Source organism: Sphingomonas sp. Ell38C01 (assembly GCF_055231975.1).
In genome coordinates this window covers 703,337-722,012 of the sequence record NZ_JBUYVA010000001.1, presented here as the reverse complement: position 1 = coordinate 722,012, position 18,676 = coordinate 703,337, and the positions used below count along the sequence as shown (strand labels likewise).

Here is an 18,676-nt window from a genome sequence, read left to right as displayed (position 1 = left end):
ATGCCGGTACGCGCCTTACCGCGACGCGGGAGCAAATTTCTGCACGCGCTGGCCGGTGATATCGACGACGAACACGTCGTTCCGCGCATCCACGGCGACGGCATGCGCCATGCGGAACTGTCCATCATAATTGCCGTAACGGCCCAGTCTTTGCTGCGCCCGCCCATCGAGCGTGATGAAGGAAATACCCGAGCGGTCCGGGCCGGCGTCAGGCTGCTCACCGCCATCCGCAATGACCATCCGCCCTCCCGGCAACAGGGCGAGCCCATACGGACGTCCGATCTCGCTCGAATGGATTTGCCTTATGAACCGCCCGTCGCCGGAAAACACTTGCACCCGGTCGTTCTCGCGATCGGCGACATAGACCCTGCCCGCCTTGTCGATGGCGATGGCATAGGGGGTGTTGAACTGGCCGGGACCGGAACCGGGGCTGCCCCATTGGAACAGGAACTTTCCGCTGGAGGAGAACTTGGCGATGCGGGTGTTGCGGTAGCCATCGGCGACGTAGAAGGAACCGTCCGGCAGGACGGCGACTTGCGTTGGCCGATTGAAATGACGGTCATCCGCGCCGGCGACACCGCGCTCGCCGAGCGTCATCAGCAGGCGTCCGTCCGGGCTGAACTTGTACACCTGCTGGAGCGCGACGTCGGTCAGCCAAACATTGTCATGGTCGTCCACGGAAATGCCATGCGGCATCGCAAACAGGTTCGCGCCCCATTCCCGGAGAAACCGTCCCGTCCTGCTGTCGAACACGGCGATGGTGGGAAGCGCGAGCGGTGTCAGAGGAAGCGGCTCCGACCAGACCCGATTGGCCCGGTGAAAGACGAGCACTTCCTGTCTGGAGTTGACAGCGACCCCGGCAGCCGGCCCTAGAACGCGTCCATTCGGTAGATCCGGCCAGCCATGCACGACACGATAGCGCGCAGGCCTGGGCGTCGTAGCGCCGAGGCCTGCCGGAAACAGGATCGCCCATAGGAAAAGAGCCGCGACCACCGAACGAACCACTATCTGCCCCCCCTTTGAGTTGGTCTTTCAGGTCTATGGATGCCGGCGTCAGCCCCTCTCTCGCCAAAGCATCTCGGCTCTTCTCACTCCTTGCGTGCGGTCGCAGTGGCAGTGCTGCCCGAGCGCAGGCCGCGTGAAACGATCGTAGCGGTGCGGCCATCCGGACTGACGGTCATGGTGTAGCTGGAGCGATCCTCGCCGCCGTCGCGGATGCGGACCGTGAAGGCGCGCGGGCCATCGCGGGTGGCGGCGACCATCTGTTTCGCGGTGCTGCCCTCGACCGGCACGTAGGGGCCGCCGAAGACCGCCAGATAATGCTCGCCCGACGGCGCGCGCGCGTCCAGGCGCTTTCCGTCGCTCTTGAACGTCATGACATTGGCGTCGCTCGAAACCACCTTGCCCGAATCCCACGTTCCGGACGTCGCATGCGCACCCGCGGGCGCGGACCCCATGCGCCTTTGTGTGCTGACGAAGCGCGTGGTCTTGCCGCTCGTCGCGGAGCTGTCCACATCGACCGCGGTCAGCGTGTTGCCGTCCGCGGAGAGCGTGTCGGTCTCGGTGTCGATGATGCGCCCATTCTTGCGCAACTGCGTGCGCGTGCTGCGCGGACCCAGCACCGTGATCGCGACCGAATCGTAGACGTGGCCGCTGACGGGATGGAAGGCGCCGTCCGCTTTCACCGTGAACGCGGGCACGCAGGTTTCGCAGCTATAGACCCCGTCCTTCAGCAGCACGACGTCCGGCTTGCGCTGTTGCTGCATCGAGTCGATGGCGATGCGCCATGTGCCATCGAACACGCTCTGCGCCGCGGCTGGCAGCGCGGCGCTGCTTAGCAAGGCGGTGGCGACAAAAAGGCTCACGTTCCTCATCTTCTTCCCCGTCGGTTGCACGATGGCGACTGCCGCTCGTGATCCGAGAATGATGCCCGGCAGCACGCGCCTCGGCTACCGAAGCGCGCCGATGATTTGCCGATGTTTCGACGATATCGGCCGATTGGCGCGCCTGCGCCCGCCCTTGATTCGCCTGGACGTAGCGGCGATGACGCGCCGTGATGACGAGTGCCTGGGGGGCGGCTTGATGGGCAACGGGAACCATTGCGATCCGGTCGTACTGGCGCACGCCGTGCCGTTTCGCGTCGGGACGGTCCACGCCGAACCGAGCGCCTGCCTGCTGCGGCACGACGGCGGTGAGGAGAAATCCGTCGAGCCGCGGATCATGCAGGTCCTCGTCGCGCTCGCGCGTGTGCACGGCGCGCCCGTGACCCGCGACGAGCTGATCGCCTCTTGCTGGAGCGGCCGCTTCGTCAGCAACGACGCGGTCAGCCGCGTCATCTCGCTGCTGCGCGGTATCGCGCAGGGACTTGCGGGCGGCAGCTTCCAGGTCGAGACGCTGAACAAGGTCGGCTATCGACTTGTCGAACCGGTGCGAGCGACGCCGATCGCGCCGATGGAGCCGTCCCCGCCGACGCCCGCCCCTGCGACGCGGCGAACCGCGCTGGCGATCGCAGGAACGGCCGGCGCGCTGGTTGCCGGCGGCTGGTGGTTTTCGACACGTCGCAACCACGAAGACTTTTCCCCGCACCCGGTCGGGGATACCTCGCTCGTCGTCATGCCCTTCACAGCCGGCGACGCGGCCCTCGCGGCAAGCGCGCGCATCGCGACCGCGGCGATGCGCGACGACCTCAACCATGTGCCCGGCGTGCGTATCTTGGCTGCCCCCGGGGACACGCTGGCAGCGGCAGCGGCAACCGGGCCGGCCACATTGTCCCTCACCGCTAGTCTGAGCCACGACGGCGACGCACTCGCCGCGGTGCTGATAATGACCGAGGTCGCGAGTGGCCAACAGCTATGGTCCGGCCGCGTCGCGGTGCCGGCCGCACAGGCCGGCGATCTCAGCCGCGATGCGGCGGGTGCGGTGATCGAGGCATTGCTCCTCCGCCTGCCCGTCACCCAGCCCCGCCCCGTGGACGCGAGCCTGCGGGGCGACCCGGAGGCCTATCGTTTGTGCAAGGAAGCGCGCGCGCTCCGCGACGAAGTCCGCGAGCGCTTCGTACAGGGCGACCCGGAACAGGCGCATCAGCTCGCCGACGAGGTCGCCGCACTGACAACGCGCGCCCTCACGCTTCAGCCCGAATATGCGCCCGCGCTTGTCCTTCAGGCCGAGCTGGCGCGGAACGGTTGGTCGCAGGCATTCGCCGCCATGAAGCTCACCTCGCAGCAGCGCGTCGACGCGGCGCTGATGCTGCTCCGCCGCGCCATCCGATCCGATCCCACAAACTCCGCGGCGATGTCGAGCCTTGCCGACATCTATCGCCGGTTCGGCTGGCGGTGGGACGACGCGGAGACGCTGTTCCGCCACGCGCTCGCCAACGACCCTGGCAATGCCGACGCGCACTGGGCCTATTCACACCAGCTCGCGACCCTGGGCCGCGCCCGCGATGGCCTGGCGCAGACCGATGCGTTGCGTGCGCTCGACTGGACGCACCTCTGGCGCCGCATCACGTTGCCCCGCATGCTCTATCTCGTCGGCCGGCGCGACGCGGCGCTGGCCGGCTATTATGCCGAGCTCGACGCGCGCCCGGATAGCCCCTTCCTTCTGTGGGAGATTTACTACCTTCATGCCGCAGAGCGGAGCGGCGAGGGACTGCAACGGCTCGTCGGAACGCTCGCCGCACGCTGGGAGGAACGGGCGATGCCGCCGCCGGTCGCCGCCACGATGGCACGGGCACGCGCCGCAATTGCTGCGCTCTCGGGCAGCCCCGCTGCCCTGCTCGCGATCCTCGACGAGGAGCGGATCGGGCTTGACGCCGGCGCGCTGACCCGCGCGACGCTCGGCGGACGTGCGCGCGACGACCTCGGCTTCATCCTGGCGATCGAATATGCGTGCGCCGGGAGCTATGATCGCGCGATCGCGATGCTCGATCAGGCGCTCGCGGCAAAATCGCTCTATTGGCCCGCCGCGCTGCCCTACGGCAACGCGCCATTCCCCGCAGCGATGCGCGACGATCCCCGCTATGCGGCGCTGTGGCGCCGCGATCCGCGCCTTGCGGATGCAGTTGAACGCCGGCGCCGCGCCGCTTTGAGCGGGCAGATGGCGACGGTAGGGCCGGACGGACGCGGCTCTCGCGAAGGCATCAAGAAGCTAGACTAATCGCGACGCTGTCTCCGTAAGTGGCCTCCGCCTCGGCAGCTCTCAAAATCTGGCTTCGACCGGGACGCCGTCGGCCATATCATTGACCATTTCGCCGACGCTTGATTAAGAACGTCGGGGGCCGATCTGGGGAAACAAGACTATGCGATGCGTCACCTGGTTTGTGGCAATCGTGTGTGCCGGGCTCGCCATCGTGCCAGCGACGGCGCGCGGACCGAGCGATCCTGTCAGTGCGATTGCCAAAGACTATGTGGCGCTGAGCCTCGCCGCTGGCGAGCGGGATCCCGGCTATGTCGATGCTTATTTCGGCCCGAAAGACCTTGCCGCGGCAGCGAAATTGGACAAGCGCACGCCGTCCGAGCTGAGCGCCGATGCGGCGAGGCTGCACGCGCGACTGGCGGCGATCGACCCGAAAACCCTGTCACCGGACGAGCGCAAGCGTCGCGGGGCATTGCTGTTCCAACTCACGGCCGCGCAAACACGCATGGCGATGGCAGCGGGCAAGAAGTTCAGCTTCGATCAGGAAGCCAAGGGGCTGTTCGGCGTGACGTTCGACGCTCCAGCGCTGACAAGTTTCGACCCCGTTCTCGCGGAACTCGACCGGCTGGTGCCCGCCGGGCCGGGAACGCTCGCCGATCGGGTGAAAAGGCTGAACGACCGCGTCACCGTGCCGCCGGAAAAGGTGGAAACGGTGGTCAAGGCGGCCGTCGCCGAATGTCGCCGCCGGACGCTCGCCCATATCGCGATGCCGCCGGGCGAGGCGATCACGCTAGAGATGGTCCGCGACAAGCCGTGGGCCGGCTATAATTACTTCCAGGGCCATGCGCACAGCGTGATGCAGGTCAACCTCGATGCGCCGCTCACGATGGACATGGTCATCAAGCTGGGCTGCCACGAAGCGTATCCCGGACATCACGTGCTCTATTCCCTGTACGAACGAAACTTGGCGGAACGACGGGGCTGGATCGAATACACCGTCTTCCCGCTCTTTTCACCGATGGCGCTGATTGCCGAGGGATCGGCCGACTATGGCCCGGAACTGGCGTTCCCCGGCGATGAACGCATTACCTTCGAACGCGATACGCTGTTCCCTCTCGCCGGGCTTGATCCATCGGACGTTGCGCTATTCGAAAAGGTTCGGGCGGTGCAGGCGAAGCTCGTGCCGGCAGCGGCGGTAATCGCGCGCGACTATATCGACGGGCGGATCGATCGCGACCGTGCGGTTGCACTGCGGGAACATTATGTTCTGTTGACGCCGCAGGAAGCGCAACGGGGCATACGGTTTCTCGACACCTATCGCAGCTATGTGCTCAACTATTATCTGGGGCGCGCCATGGTCGCCAAGACGATGGCGGCGGTCGGCAAGGATCCTGCCCTGCGCTGGGCAGCCTTCGAGAGGCTGATCGGTAGCCCGATAACGCCTGACGACCTCGTCGCCCCGTGACGAGGAGGAGGGCGGGCATGAAGCTGAACCGCCCGTCGCACATTCCATGGTAGTTTTCGGCTTTTGGACCTGATAGCTGCCAATTGGCTAACCGGTAATCAGCGTCGTTCGGATGTAAACGTGCGCGTGACAAGCGTCGGCCTTTCTTTCAATTTTTGAACGAGCGCTGACGAACGCCAGTTGCCGGTCATTTCGCTCCACTGTCTATGACGGCCGAACAAAGCCGGATTTGTCGTAGATTTCGACAAATGTGGAGTGATTTACAAGATCCGATCTGGCGCAAGTTCGAAGGGCGCGAGCTAGCTCGCTAGCGGCCTTCTGCGAATCGCGCGGCGTCTTGCTCCAGCCAGGGGGCCAGCCGCGCAGCGTCATTCGCGGCCTTCTCATATTGGGCAGCGAACCGGGCGGCCCGGCGCACCTCCAGCTCGGCGATGTAGCCGCGTCCCGCACGCAATCCGCACACCCGCCGGAGGATATCCTCGCTCGCGGAATGTACTCGGGGATCTATTACGACCGGACTGCCGATGATGACGGTAACGTCCCCGAAGCCGAGGACTGGATCGCCGTGCCGTGCCCGGTGATCATCGATCGCGATCAGCTGGAGCGGGTCGCAGCTCTTCGGGCAAGCCGCAACCCACGCAAGACCGCGCCGCACATCTCTGCCGGGACGACGATGCTGATGGGTATTGCCAAGTGCGGGATGACCGGCTGCACCTGCGGCATGACCGTGCGATCCGGCAAGGGCGGGCAATATCACTATTACGTCTGCAATGGCCGCGTGAATCAGGGCCGTACCTGCGAGGGACCCAGCATCCGCCGCGAACAGCTTGACCGTATCGTTCTCGACGCCGTCGAACGGCAGTTGCTCGCGCCGCCGCGCTTGCAGGCGTTGCTTGCCGACGTCGTCAACCTCTCGGATCAGAAGCGCAATCAGCATGAACAGGAGCTTGTTCACGCCCGTGCCGAGCAGACCCGTATCCGGACGGCAATCGATCGTCTGCTCGTGCTGGTCGAAACCGGCCAGATGGGGCCACGCGATCCCATCTTTGCCAATCATATGAGCGAAAACCGCGCTGCTCTCGCTGCCGCCTCGGCACGAATAGACACGCTGGAAACCCAGCTCTCCCGCGGATCTCGCAAGATTACGGCCGAGACAGTCGATCGCTTCGGTGCCCTGCTATCGGCCAATCTCCAGGACGATGATCCGACCCTCCGGACGGCTTATCTGCGGATGCTGGTGTCGGACGTCAGAATCTCAACGGACGAAATTCTCATCTACGGCCCGAAGGCTGCGCTGGAGAACGGTGTCGCCAATGGCGTTCGGCGTCTCGAAGGGACGGTGCCCATCTTTGACCGGACGTGGTGCCGCTTACAGGACTCGAACCTGTGACCCCCGCATTACGAATGCGATGCTCTACCAACTGAGCTAAAGCGGCGTCGCCGTGCCGGTGTCGGCGCGTGAGGAGGCGGCGCTTAGCAGGTGGTCCGCGGGCTGACAAGCGCCTCCACGCGCCGCTCTCGCCTTTACGTCTCCTTTACCACGCGCGGGGCACAACGCTGATCGGCCGCCCGCATTTCGTCGGGCGCGCGCAGGATTTGGGAACGACCGGCATGGACACCGCCCGCGGTTTCGACGACGCCAGCATCGACGGCGACAACGACGGCACTGGCCTCGCAGAGGGGGGCACCGCGGAGGGTGGCGTCGGCGAGGCGACGCTGGCGATCGGCACCGACGAGCGGCGGATGCACGTCCGCGCGTACAATCACTGGGTGTCGCTGCTGCACGGTCGCGCCTATCCCTCGATCGAGGATCTCGATCCCGCCAGCATCGCCGATTTCGGGCCGCACAGCGTGCTGCTCGACTTCTCGCGCGGCGTGGAGGATCCGGGCATCGCGTATCTGGGCCGGGCGCTGCGCGACGAATGCGATCTCGACCAGTCGATCACGCGGATCGCGCAGGTCCCCGCGCGCTCGCTGCTGTCGCGGCTGACCGACCATTATCTCCAGATCATCGCCAACCGCGCGCCGATCGGGTTCGAGGCCGAGTTCGTCGGCACCCGAGGGTTCAACACGCTGTATCGCGGAATCCTGATGCCGTTCTCCTCGGATCACGCGGGGATCGATTACATCTACGGCGTCATCAACTGGAAGGAGATGGTGGACGCGCAGACGCAGGCGACGCTCTCCGCCGAGCTGGACGCCGCGATCCGCGCCGCGCCTGCGCCCGCCGCCGACGTCGCGATCTGGGCCGATGGCCCGAGCGCGGGGGTAGACGCGGCCGCGGAGGGCGATGCCGCCGCGCTGCTCGCCGGAGACGGCCTCGCCGACCGGCTGATGATCGCGCGCGAAAGCGCCGCGACCGCACGCGCCGCCGACACGCGCACCCGCGCCGCGCTATACCGTGCGCTGGGCCGCGCGCATGATTTCGCGCTGGCCTCCGCGCGCGACGCGGCGGGCTACGCCGCGCTGCTCGCGGACGCGGGCCTCAAGGCGCAGGCGCGCGCGCCGATGACGCCGGTCGCCAAGCTCGTCTTCGGGGCCGGCTACGACAAGACGCGGCTGACCGAGTTCGCGTGCGTGCTGGCGCATGCGCAGCGCACCGGTATCGGCGAGGGTGCGCTGGCGGACGCGCTCGAGGCGACCGAGGGCGGGATCAAGGCGATCGTCCAGGCCGAGCGCGCCGCGCGCAAGCCCGAGCAGACGCCTGCGCCAACCGCTACGCCGATCGCGGCGCGCGCGACGCTGGCGACGCTGGTGCTCCACACCGGCGGCGCACCCGGCGACGTGATCGTGCTCGTCGGTCGAATCGGCGCGTCGGGCGATATCGAGATCGTCGGCACCGTCGCGGACGATGCGGGGCTCACGAAACGCGCGGTGACCGCGCTGGCCTGAGCGTCTGTTTGGAAATTGGCCGGAAAGCCAATTTCATGCGGTGCCGGCCCACTCCCCCACCCGGCCGCCCATCAGGATATCGTGTGGGCGGCCGGGTGAGGGAGTGGGCCGGCACCGCCGAAATGCGCGTCAGCGCATTTTCAAACGGGTTCTGAGCGCGGATATCGTCGCACCTGCAACAAGTCTTGAGCTTGGCCGCGGGCGGGCGTAGGCCTTGCGGCCATGTCGAAATCTTCACTGAAATCGCTGTCGGACGCGCTTGCGGCCCGGCTGACCAAGGGCGCGTTGCCGGGTGAACTCGCCGGCTTCGGCACCACGGAGCAGGCGGACGCCGCCGCGTTCGTCGTCGCCGCCGCCGCCACCCGCGCGCCCGGCACGCCCGCGATCGCACTCGAGGCGATTCCCGGCGAAGGCACGCGCCGCCGCCTGCGCCTCGCGATCGTCAACGACGACATGCCCTTCCTGGTCGATTCGATCGCGGCGGAGATCGGCGCGCATGATCTGGCGATCGACCGGATCATCCACCCCGTCGTCCCCGTCGCGCGCGACAAGACGGGCAGGCTGACCGCGATCGACGACGCCGCGACCGCGCGCGAATCGATGATCTATATCGAGATGGACCGCGCCGACGCGCGCGACCGTCGCGACCTGGTCGAGGGGCTGGAGGCGAGCCTCGCCGACGTCCGCGCCGCGGTGGCCGACTGGCCCGCGATGAAGGCGGCGATGGCCGAGGATGCCGCCGCGCTGCCCGCCGGGGAGGCGCGCGCGCTGCTCGAATGGTTCGCGGACCGCAACTTCACGCTGCTCGGCCACGGCCTGTGGGACCGCGCGGGCACCGCGACCGAGCTGCTCGGGATCGCGCGTCATCGCCACACCCCGCCGATCCTGGCGGAGGCCTCGCGCAAGCTGGCGTTCGACTGGTTCGACACGCACGGCGAAACCGTCCTGCTGCTCAAGTCGAACCTGATCTCGACCGTCCACCGCCAGGTCCCGCTCGACCTGATCCTCGTCCCCGTCCGCACCGGCGAGCGGACGACCGGACTCGCGATCCACGCCGGCCTGTGGACCAGCGCCGCGCTCAACGCTGCACCGCGATCGGTGCCCGTGCTGCGCGAGCGGCTGAAGGCGCTGGAAACGAAGTTCGGGTTCGATCCCGCGGGCCACACCGGCAAGGCGCTGACGCACGCGCTGGGCGCGCTGCCGCACGATCTGGTCGTCGGCTTCTCGGGCGAGCAGCTCGAGGATCTGGCGCTCACCGCGATGTCGCTGGCGGACCGCCCGCGGCCGCGGCTGGTGCTGGTCCGCTCGACGCTGGGGCGGCACCTGTTCGCATTCGTGTGGCTCCCGCGCGACGACCTGACCACGGCGCGCCGCGTCGCGATCGGCGAGATGCTGTCGGAGGCGGCGAACGCCAGCCTGCTCAACTGGGCGCTGGCGCTGGAGGACGGCAACGTCGCGCTGCTGCGCTATACGCTCGATCTGCGGGGCGAGGGGCGGATGCCCGATGCCGGGGCGCTCGACGCGCGGCTGGCGCGGATGGTCCGCGGCTGGGTGCCCGATGTCGAGGCCGCGCTGGTCGAGCGCGTGCCCGCGCCGCGCGCCGCGCGGCTCGCGCTGCGCTGGGCTGCCGCGTTCCCGAACAACTACCGCACCGTCAGCACCGCGGAGGAAGCCGCCGAGGACATCCTGCGGTTCGGCGCGCTCGACACTCCCGACGACCGGCAGGTCCATCTCTATCCCACCGTCGCCGGGGAGGACCGCCGGCTCAAGGTGTACAAGCTGGGCGGCGCGCTCGCGCTGTCCGATGCGGTGCCGGTGCTCGAGAATTTCGGCTTCCGCGTGATCGGCGAGCTGCCCACCCGGCTGCGCGACGACAGCGCGGCGTTCGTCCATGATTTCGCCGTCGAGGGCGGCAGCGGCGACGTCGACCGCACGGTGCTGGAGGACGCGATCGCCGCAGTGCTGACCGGCGCGGCGGAGAACGACGCGTTCAACCGGCTGATCGTCGATGCGGGGATGACGCCGACCGCGGTCGTCCTGTTCCGCGCGTGGTTCCGCTATCTGCGCCAGGCGGGGCTGCCCTACGGCCTCACCACCGTCGTCGACGCGCTGCGCCGCGCGCCCGATCTCGCCGCTGCGCTGGTCCGTCGCTTCACGCTGGCGCATGATCCCAAGGCGCAGGGCGACACCGCGGAGACCGACGCCGCGATCGCCGCCGGGCTCGACGCGGTCTCCGCGATCGACGACGACCGCATCCTGCGCGCGTACAAGGCGCTGATCGGCGCGACGCTGCGCACCAACGCGTTCATCGAGGCGGGCCGCGCCGAAACCGGGGGGGCGCTCGCGTTCAAGCTCGATTCGGCGAAGATCCCCGGCCTCCCCGCCCCGCTGCCGTGGCGCGAGGTGTGGGTCTATTCCCCCCGCGTCGAGGGCATCCACCTGCGCGCCGGCCCGGTCGCGCGCGGCGGACTGCGCTGGTCGGACCGGCGCGACGATTTCCGCACGGAGATCCTCGGGCTGATGAAGGCGCAGCGCGTGAAGAACGCCGTCATCGTCCCGACCGGCGCGAAGGGCGGCTTCTACCCCAAGCAGCTCCCCTCCCCCGCGCTCGATCGCGACGCCTGGTTCGCGGAAGGGACCGAAAGCTACCGCACCTTCATCCGCGCGCTGCTGTCGATCACTGACAACATCGTCTCCGGCAAGGTTACGCACCCCAAGGGCGTGACGATCCTCGACGGCGACGATCCCTATTTCGTCGTGGCCGCCGACAAGGGCACCGCGACGTTCAGCGACGTCGCCAACGCGCTCGCGATCGAGCGCGACTTCTGGCTGGGCGACGCGTTCGCCAGTGGCGGCAGCGTGGGCTACGACCACAAGGCGATGGGAATCACCGCCAAGGGCGCGTGGATCTCGGTCCAACGCCATTTCGCGGAGCGCGGCGTCGACGTACAGACGCAAGCCATCACGGTGGTCGGCTGCGGCGATATGTCCGGCGACGTGTTCGGCAACGGCATGTTGCTGTCGAAGACGCTGAAGATCGTCGCGGCGTTCGATCATCGCCACATCTTCCTCGATCCCACGCCCGATCCCGCCGCCAGCTGGGCGGAGCGCGCACGCATGTTCGCGCTGCCGCGCTCGAGCTGGGCGGACTATGATACGTCGCTGATTTCCGAGGGCGGCGGCGTCTTCTCCCGGAATGACAAGACCATCGCGCTGTCGCCGCAGGTGCAGGCCGCGCTCGGCCTGGGCGTCGCCACGATCGAGCCCGGCGCGCTGATCTCCGCGATCCTCAAGGCGCCCGTCGACCTGATCTGGTTCGGCGGCATCGGCACCTATGTGAAGGCTGCGAGCGAGAACAACGCGACCGTCGGCGATCCCGCCAACGACCGTCTGCGCGTCGATGCGGAGGAACTGCGCGCGATCGCGATCGGCGAGGGCGCCAACCTGGGCGTGACGCAGGCCGCGCGCATCGCCTTCGCCAAGCTGGGCGGGCGGATCAACACCGACTTCATCGACAATTCGGCGGGCGTCGACTGCTCGGACAACGAGGTCAACATCAAGGTCGCACTCAACGCGGAGGTGACCGCGGGCAAGCTGAAATACGAGGCGCGCAACGTGCTGCTCGGCAGCATGACCGACGACGTCGCGCATCTGGTGCTCGAGGACAACCGGCTCCAGACGCTCGGCCTCTCGATCGCCGAGGCCGCCGGGCCGGAAGCGGTGCCGAGCTATGTCCGCGTGATCGAGATCTTCGAGGGCGCCGGCCGGCTCGACCGCAAGGTGGAAGGGCTCGCGGGCAACGACGACCTGCTGCGCCGCGGCACCGAGGGCCACGGCCTCACCCGCCCCGAACTCGCGGTGCTGCTCGCGACCGCCAAGCTCGCCCTGCAGGACGCGATCGAGCATGCGCCGCTTGGCCTCGACGACGCGATGAAGCCCGATCTGTTCGCAGCCTTCCCGCCCGCGATGCAGGCCAAGCATGCCAAGGCGATCGAGAAGCACCGGCTGCGCGGCGAGATCGTCGCGACCAAGCTCGCGAACCGCATCGTCAACCGGCTCGGCATCCTCCACCCGTTCGAGCTGGCGGAGGAAGAGGGCGCGGCGATGAGCGACATCGCGGCGATGTTCGTCGTCGTCGAGCGGCTGTTCGGCCTGCCCTCGCTATGGCGCGAGATCGAGACCGCGGCGATGCCCGAGGCGGCGCGGATCGCGCTGTTCGACGAGGTCGCGGTCGCCGCGCGGACGCAGATCGCGGACCTGCTCCGCGTCACCCAGCCCGGCGCCGCGCCCGACGACGTCATCAAGCGGCTGGGCAAGGGCATAGCCCGGCTCGACGCGGAAACCGCCGCGCTGCTGCTCGACGAGACGAAGGCGCAGAGCGCGCGGATCGCCGACGCCTTGAAGCTGGCCGGCGCGCCCGCGGAGCTCGCCGCGAAGGTGGTGCGCGTGTTCGAGCTCGACGGTGCGGTCGGGCTCGCCGATCTCGGCCAGCGAATGAAGCTGGACGAGACCGAGGTGACGCGCGCGTTCACCGCGCTGGGCCAGGCGCTCGGGCTCGACTGGGCGCAGGCCAACGCCGCCCGCATCGCGCCGAGTGATCCGTGGGAGCGGCTGCTGATCGCGGGCCTCGCGCGCGATTTCCAGCAGCTCCGGCTCGACTTCCTCGCGCGCGGCAAGGGTGCCCCGCAGGCGCGCGTCGATGCGTGGCTGGCGGCGAACGCGACCCGGATCGCGCAGTTCAAGGCGGTGGTCGACCGCGCCCGCCACGCCGCGCAACCCAACGCTGCGATGCTCGCGCAGATCGCGGGGCAGGCGCGCGTGCTGCTGGGGCGGTAGGCGCTCCCACACCGTACCCGGGCGAAACCGTACCCCGGCGAAGGCCGGGGTCCAGTCCCTCAGAAGGACTCGCGCGGCAGCGCGATCGGCGCTCCGCATCGAGACTGGACCCCAGCCTCCGCCGGGGTACACGGATCAAGGAAACTCCGCCCCCGCGCTCCGCCCATGATCCGTCGCCGCATCCAGCGCCACCGCGCGCGCACCGACCGCCGCCACCGCGCGCCGGCCCGCCGCGGTCGCGCTCCGGCACGTCGCCCCCCGGATCGCGCGCCGCACCTCGGCGACGCCGCGATACGCGTCGCGCACATGCGCGCCCTCATGCGCGCGCGCCGCGGCGAGATATGCGTCCCACCGCGCCCGCAATTCGGGCGCCAGCGCATCCGCCTCCACCAGCCGCGGCAACGTCACCGTCGCGGAAAAGCGCACGCGCACCGCTCTCAGGTCGCACCCCCGCCGCCCCCGCCCGGGCACCACCCAATCGATCCGCCACGCGGTGATCGCATCGACCGGGACGCCGTCATTGGGGTCCGTCGGCCGTGCCGCATCGATCGCCGCGCGGATCACCTCGGGCGTCGTCCCCGCGACCGGATAGGTCCGCACCGTTACGCCGGGGATGTCCGCGATCGGGTCGCCCGCCTGGAGCAGCAGAGCGGCCAGCGCCGCGACCACCTCACGCATCCGCCCAGCGGCGCAGCAGGTTGTGGTACACGCCCGTCAGCCGCACGATCTCCGCATCGCCCTGCCCCCGCTCCGCCGCCAGCGCCTGCACCGACCGGTCGAGATCGAACAGGATCGTCCGCGCCGCATCGTCGCGCACCATCGACTGGATCCAGAAGAACGACGCCACCCGCTCGCCCCGCGTGACCGGCTCGACGCGGTGGAGGCTCGACGCAGGGTACAGCACCATATGCCCCGCGGGCAGCTTCACGCCCTGCGCACCGAAATTGCCCTCGATCACGAGTTCGCCGCCGTCATACGTATCGGGATCGGACAGGAACAGCGTCGCCGACAGGTCGCTGCGGATGCGGAAGTCGGTGCCGCGCTGGATCCGGATCGCATTGTCGACATGCACGCCGAACGCCTCGCCCCCGGCATAGGCGTTGAACAGCGGCGGGAACACCTTCAGCGGCAGCGCGGCGGCGACGAAGGTCGGCGACCGCCCCAGCGCGTCGAGCACCGTCGCCCCCGCCTCGCGCGCTTCGGCCGAGCCCTCGGGCAGCTGCCGGTTGCGCTTGGCGAGCGCGGACTGCGCACCCGAGGTGACGTTGCCGTCGACCCAGTCCGCGCCGTCGATCGTCGCGCGCACGCGCGCCACGCCGGCGGGATCGAGGACGTCGGGGATCGCGATCAGCATCTCGTCCGACGTCCTGCCACGATCAGAAGCTGTAGAACAGGCTGACCGTCGCCTGCCGCGCGTCGCCCGGCGTCGCCCAGCCGCCCGAGATCACACCCGTCGCCGCGATGTTGTTGCGGATACCGGTGAAATACTTCTCGTTCGTGAAGTTCTGGACGTTGGCCTGCAGGGTCAGCCCCTTGCCCACCGTGTAGGCCAGGAACGCCCGGTGGATCAGGTAATCCTCCGATTCGATCGGCACGACGTTGTTCAGCACCACCGCATTGGTCGCGAACTTGCCCTGATAGGTCAGGCCATAGCCGATCTCGAGGCCGAACGGCAGCTTGTAGGTGGTGAACAGGCTGCCCGAATGTTCCGGGGTCTGGAGCAGGCGCGAATCCCGCTGCGGATCGGGGACCGCCGCCGAGTTCCCGCACCCGGCCAGCCCCGGCGTCGCGAGGCAGCGGTTCGACACCGACTGGAGCACCTTGCCGTCGAGATAGGTATAGTTGGCGAAGATCGTCCAGTCGCGCGTCACGTTACCCGAGATGCCCAGCGCGATGCCATCCACCCGGCTGCGCCCGTCGAGCACTTGAAGCGAGGCGGGCAGCGCGGGGTCGTTCGAGGGCACGCGGTAGTTGGTACGCTCGTTGCGGAATACCGCCGCGGTCAGCTCGAGCCTGCGATCGAACAGTCCCGCCTTCGCACCGAACTCGATGTTGCGCGCCCGCTCCGGCGCGACTGCGCACGGATCCGCGACACCGGTCGGCGAGACGGTGACGACGCCGCAGCCCAACCGGACGGTCGCCGACGACGGGGTGCGCGCATTGCCGTACGCGCCATACAGGCTGACGTCGCGCACCGGATGGAACACCGCGCCGACGCGGTACGAGAACAGGTCCTCGCGGCTCGTCTGCGGCACCTGCGCCGCGGCGGTGAGCTGGGTCGAGCCCGGCGGCACGATCGCCAGCGGCAGCGCGCGGAAGGTCGCGGTCTGGTGCTCGAACCGGACGCCGCCGTTGATTTCGAACATCCGACCCAGCTCGAGCGTGTCGAACGCATAGACCGCGATATTGCGCGTCGTCGACTTGGACTGCGCGGTGATGACGCGGTTGATATTGCCCCGATAGACCGTGTCGGGATTGACGATCGACAGCAGCGGCAGCGGCGTGGTCGCCGATCCGTCGGCGTTGCGCAGCAGCGACCCTTGCGTGATCGCATAATCCTCGATCGTCCCCGCCACGCCGATATTGGCGACGTTGCGCAATCCGCCCTTCGCGCCATGTTCCAGCCGCAGGTCGGTCTGGTTGTAGAGCAGCTGGTTCTCCTGGTCGCGCGTCAGCCCGCGCGGGCCGGAGGGCAGCCACTGGCCGCGCGGGATCGTCGTCGGGCACGCGATCCCCACGCTGCTCCCCGCCGACACCGCGACCGGCTGGAGCCCCGTCGACGCGAGGCAGAACGTCCCCTGCGGCGCGCTCGTCACGCTGTTCTGGCCGACGCGCTGCCACCGCGTCAGGTTGCGCACCGACACGTTGCTGGAGAAGGCGTGGCGGAACGTCGCGGTCAGCCGGTCGACCGTCACCTGCTGGTGATCGAGGTTCGAATAGCCGTAATAGTCGCTGCGATCGGTGCCGGACAACTGTCCGTCGGGCACCACCGCGCTCCTGAAATAGGGGATGCCGTAGATCGGCGTGTTGTCGTCGCGCTGGTGGACATAGGCGAGCGTCAGGCTGGTCGGCCCGCCGAAGCCGATCGTCACCGACGGCGCGATGCCCCAGCGCTCGTACGTCTCCACGTCGCGGCCGGGCACGCGGTTGTGATGGTATGCGCCGTTCAGCCGCACCGCGACCAGATCGGACACGCGCACGTTGCTGTCGATCGCCCCGCGATAATAGTCGTCGGTCCCGCCAGAGGCCTGCGCGATCGTCAGCGTCTCCGCGCCGGGCACCTTGCTGACGAGGTTGATCGTCCCGCCGACGCTGCCCGATCCATTGAACACCGAATTGGCGCCGTTATAGACCTCGATCTGCTGGAGGTTGAACGGATCGGTGCGGCTGTACTGCGCGCTGTCGCGCACGCCGTCGATCGTGATGTCGTTGTTCGCCGAATAGCCGCGCAGGTTGATGCTGTCGCCATAGCCGCCGCCGCCCTCGCCCGCGCCGAAAGTGATGCCGGGCACCGTCTGGAGCACGTCGCGCAGCGTCTGCAGGTTCTGCTTGCGGATCGTCTGCTCGCTGACGACCGTCACCGTCTGCGGCGTGTCGATCAGCGCGGATGTCGCCTTGGGGCTTTCGACCTCGGCCTTGGGCAGCGCCTTGCCGTTGACGACGATGTCGTCTCGCGCGCCGGTGCGATCCTGCGGACCTGCGGGCGCGACGATGCCGGCGGCCATGTCGACGGCAGCGGCGGGTGCGCTTGCGATGAAGCCGATGCAGGACAGCGCCAGAAACGGCGTGGACGATGTGGACACGATGAAAACCCCCGATCACTCTTATCGAGGGGCTCGCTATTGAGAGTCGTTCGCACAGTCAAGTCTATTGCGAGTGAATTGCAGGATTGTCGCGGAATGTCGCATATCAGTGGACGCCTACGAACCGCATCGCCACATCGCACCGCGCATAGCGCGCGCCAAAATCGCGCATGATCTGCGCATCATGGACGAATCCGAGCTTCTCGTAGAGGTGGATCGCGGGCGCGCACCCGCTATTGGTCAGCAGGTACAACGTCTCCGCCTCCAGTTCGCGCGCACGCCGCAGGGCGGCACGCAACAGCATCTCGCCCGCCTTGCGGCCCCGTGCCGCCTCGGTCACCCCCATCTTGGTCAGCTCGAACCGGCGGTCCCCGGTCCGCTGGAGCGCGCAGGTGCCGATCACGTCGCCCTCGGCGGTTTCCACGAACAGGATGTCGCCGCCCGGCGCGACGATCCGGTCGTACGGGTTCTCCAGCACCTCGCGGTCGGTCGGCTCCAGCGTGAACATCGCGGCGATCCACGCGGCGTTGATGTCATGGAACGCCCGCGCGAGCGCAGGCTCGAACCGCCGGATCCGCAGGCCCTCGGCCGGGCCTGTCGCCACCCGCCGGTCGAGCGACCGCGCCGCCAGCCTCGCATCGAGCTGCCCCAGTTGCGCGAGCAGTGGGCCCGAAAGCGGCGCGCACAGATCCGCGACCGCCGCCTCCACCTGCGGCCACACGGTCGCCTTCGACTGCGCGAGCAGGTCCGCGCCCGCCGCGGTGAGCGCGACGATCGTCTGCCGCTGGTCCCCGGGCGAACGCCGCGTCTCGACCAGCGCGAGTTCGACCAGCCGCCCGAGCGTCCGCGTCACCGCAGGCTGGCTCGTCCCCGTCGCCGCTGCGAGATCGCCGACGCTGAGCGCCCCCTTGCGGTCGAGCGCGGCGAGGATCGGGTAGTGCGGCGGCTGCACCGCGATCCCTGCATCCGCGAACACCCGCGCGACATCCGCCTGCATCCGCTCGCCCAGCCGCTTTAGGCGACTGCCAAGAAACAGCAGGCCCTCCTGCGCAACGACGTCATCCATTCGATCCTCCATAACGCGCTATATATCACGTTATGGTTGATGGTCGCTATGCTGTCTAGATCTGATCGACACGCTCGTTCGGGCGACGGGATTCGTACAATTCTACCGTCACCCCGGCCTTGATCCGGGGTCCCGCTTCTTGTCCGTCGTTGACGAAGAAGCTGAATCCCGGATCAAGGCCGGGATGACGGGAAGACGAGATACGATCGCAGACGTAATACCGTCCGGCTCCGTCAGTCCCCGCTTACCGACAACAGCCAGCTCCGCAACGCGCTCGCGAGATTGACCGGCTCCGGCGCCACGATCCGCAGCGCATCGACCTGCGCCACCACCGCGCTCACCGGCAGCCCCCGTGCCACTGCCGCCGCCTCCAGTGCCGCCCAGAACACCGGCTCCAGGCTCACCGACGTCTCGTGCCCCGCGATCGTGATCGATCGCTTCACCGGGCCGCGAAACCCGCCCGGCGGCGCCGCGATCACG

Annotated in this window: 12 protein-coding genes and 1 tRNA gene; 5 read left to right on the top strand and 8 right to left on the bottom strand. The window is 68.4% G+C overall.

All coding sequences use genetic code 11. The features are described 5' to 3' along the window. Positions 1-15: 15 nt before the first annotated feature. Positions 16-1,005 carry a peptidyl-alpha-hydroxyglycine alpha-amidating lyase family protein gene (locus tag ACV7NO_RS03490; RefSeq protein WP_463404634.1) on the bottom strand — a complete coding sequence of 330 codons (990 nt, stop codon included), beginning with the start codon at positions 1,003-1,005 and terminating at the stop codon, positions 16-18. A gap of 83 nt (positions 1,006-1,088) precedes the next feature. Next, on the bottom strand, positions 1,089-1,940 hold the full coding sequence (locus ACV7NO_RS03485; RefSeq protein ID WP_463404633.1) for a hypothetical protein: 852 nt from the start codon (positions 1,938-1,940) through the stop codon (positions 1,089-1,091). A 103-nt stretch (positions 1,941-2,043) separates the two neighbouring features. Here ACV7NO_RS03485 and ACV7NO_RS03480 point away from each other — a divergent pair, with 103 nt between their 5' ends. From ACV7NO_RS03480 to ACV7NO_RS03470, 3 genes are all read left to right on the top strand, one after another. Further along, a complete protein-coding gene (locus ACV7NO_RS03480; protein WP_463404632.1) occupies positions 2,044-4,155 on the top strand; it encodes a winged helix-turn-helix domain-containing protein in 2,112 nt (703 codons plus the stop codon). 142 nt (positions 4,156-4,297) lie between these two features. After that, complete coding sequence (locus ACV7NO_RS03475; RefSeq protein WP_463404631.1) at positions 4,298-5,599, top strand: hypothetical protein; 1,302 nt, start codon at positions 4,298-4,300, stop codon at positions 5,597-5,599. Between the two features lie 388 nt (positions 5,600-5,987). Continuing rightward, entirely contained in the window at positions 5,988-6,989 is a 1,002-nt protein-coding gene (locus tag ACV7NO_RS03470; protein ID WP_463404630.1) for a recombinase zinc ribbon domain-containing protein, read from the top strand. On the opposite strand, the gene ACV7NO_RS03465 is transcribed toward ACV7NO_RS03470, so the two are convergent. After that, a tRNA-Thr gene (locus tag ACV7NO_RS03465) sits at positions 6,960-7,035 on the bottom strand. The genes ACV7NO_RS03470 and ACV7NO_RS03465 overlap by 30 nt on opposite strands. Positions 7,036-7,210: 175 nt before the next feature. Between ACV7NO_RS03465 and ACV7NO_RS03460 the strand changes: the two genes are divergently transcribed. Continuing rightward, positions 7,211-8,491: a PAS domain-containing protein gene (locus ACV7NO_RS03460; RefSeq protein WP_463404629.1), complete on the top strand. Its 1,281-nt coding sequence runs from the start codon at positions 7,211-7,213 to the stop codon at positions 8,489-8,491. Positions 8,492-8,713: 222 nt separating this feature from the next. Then, entirely contained in the window at positions 8,714-13,327 is a 4,614-nt protein-coding gene (locus ACV7NO_RS03455) for an NAD-glutamate dehydrogenase (protein ID WP_463404628.1), read from the top strand. A 135-nt stretch (positions 13,328-13,462) separates the two neighbouring features. Here the strand turns inward: ACV7NO_RS03455 and ACV7NO_RS03450 are convergent, their stop codons facing one another. The 5 genes from ACV7NO_RS03450 to ACV7NO_RS03430 form a co-directional block, all read right to left on the bottom strand. Next, entirely contained in the window at positions 13,463-14,005 is a 543-nt protein-coding gene (locus tag ACV7NO_RS03450; protein WP_463404627.1) for a DUF922 domain-containing protein, read from the bottom strand. Continuing rightward, positions 13,998-14,681 (bottom strand): Fe2+-dependent dioxygenase, encoded by a 684-nt coding sequence (locus ACV7NO_RS03445; protein ID WP_463404626.1) that lies wholly within the window; start codon positions 14,679-14,681, stop codon positions 13,998-14,000. Before ACV7NO_RS03445 ends, ACV7NO_RS03450 begins: the two co-directional genes overlap by 8 nt. A gap of 22 nt (positions 14,682-14,703) precedes the next feature. Beyond that, the gene (locus ACV7NO_RS03440; RefSeq protein ID WP_463407268.1) at positions 14,704-17,133 is read right to left on the bottom strand and encodes a TonB-dependent receptor; all 2,430 of its coding nucleotides are present in this window, start codon (positions 17,131-17,133) and stop codon (positions 14,704-14,706) included. Positions 17,134-17,236: 103 nt separating this feature from the next. After that, positions 17,237-18,196 carry a bifunctional helix-turn-helix transcriptional regulator/GNAT family N-acetyltransferase gene (locus ACV7NO_RS03435; RefSeq protein ID WP_463404625.1) on the bottom strand — a complete coding sequence of 320 codons (960 nt, stop codon included), beginning with the start codon at positions 18,194-18,196 and terminating at the stop codon, positions 17,237-17,239. 233 nt (positions 18,197-18,429) lie between these two features. Further along, the gene (locus ACV7NO_RS03430) at positions 18,430-18,675 is read right to left on the bottom strand and encodes a ribbon-helix-helix domain-containing protein (protein WP_463404624.1); all 246 of its coding nucleotides are present in this window, start codon (positions 18,673-18,675) and stop codon (positions 18,430-18,432) included. Position 18,676: the final 1 nt, after the last annotated feature.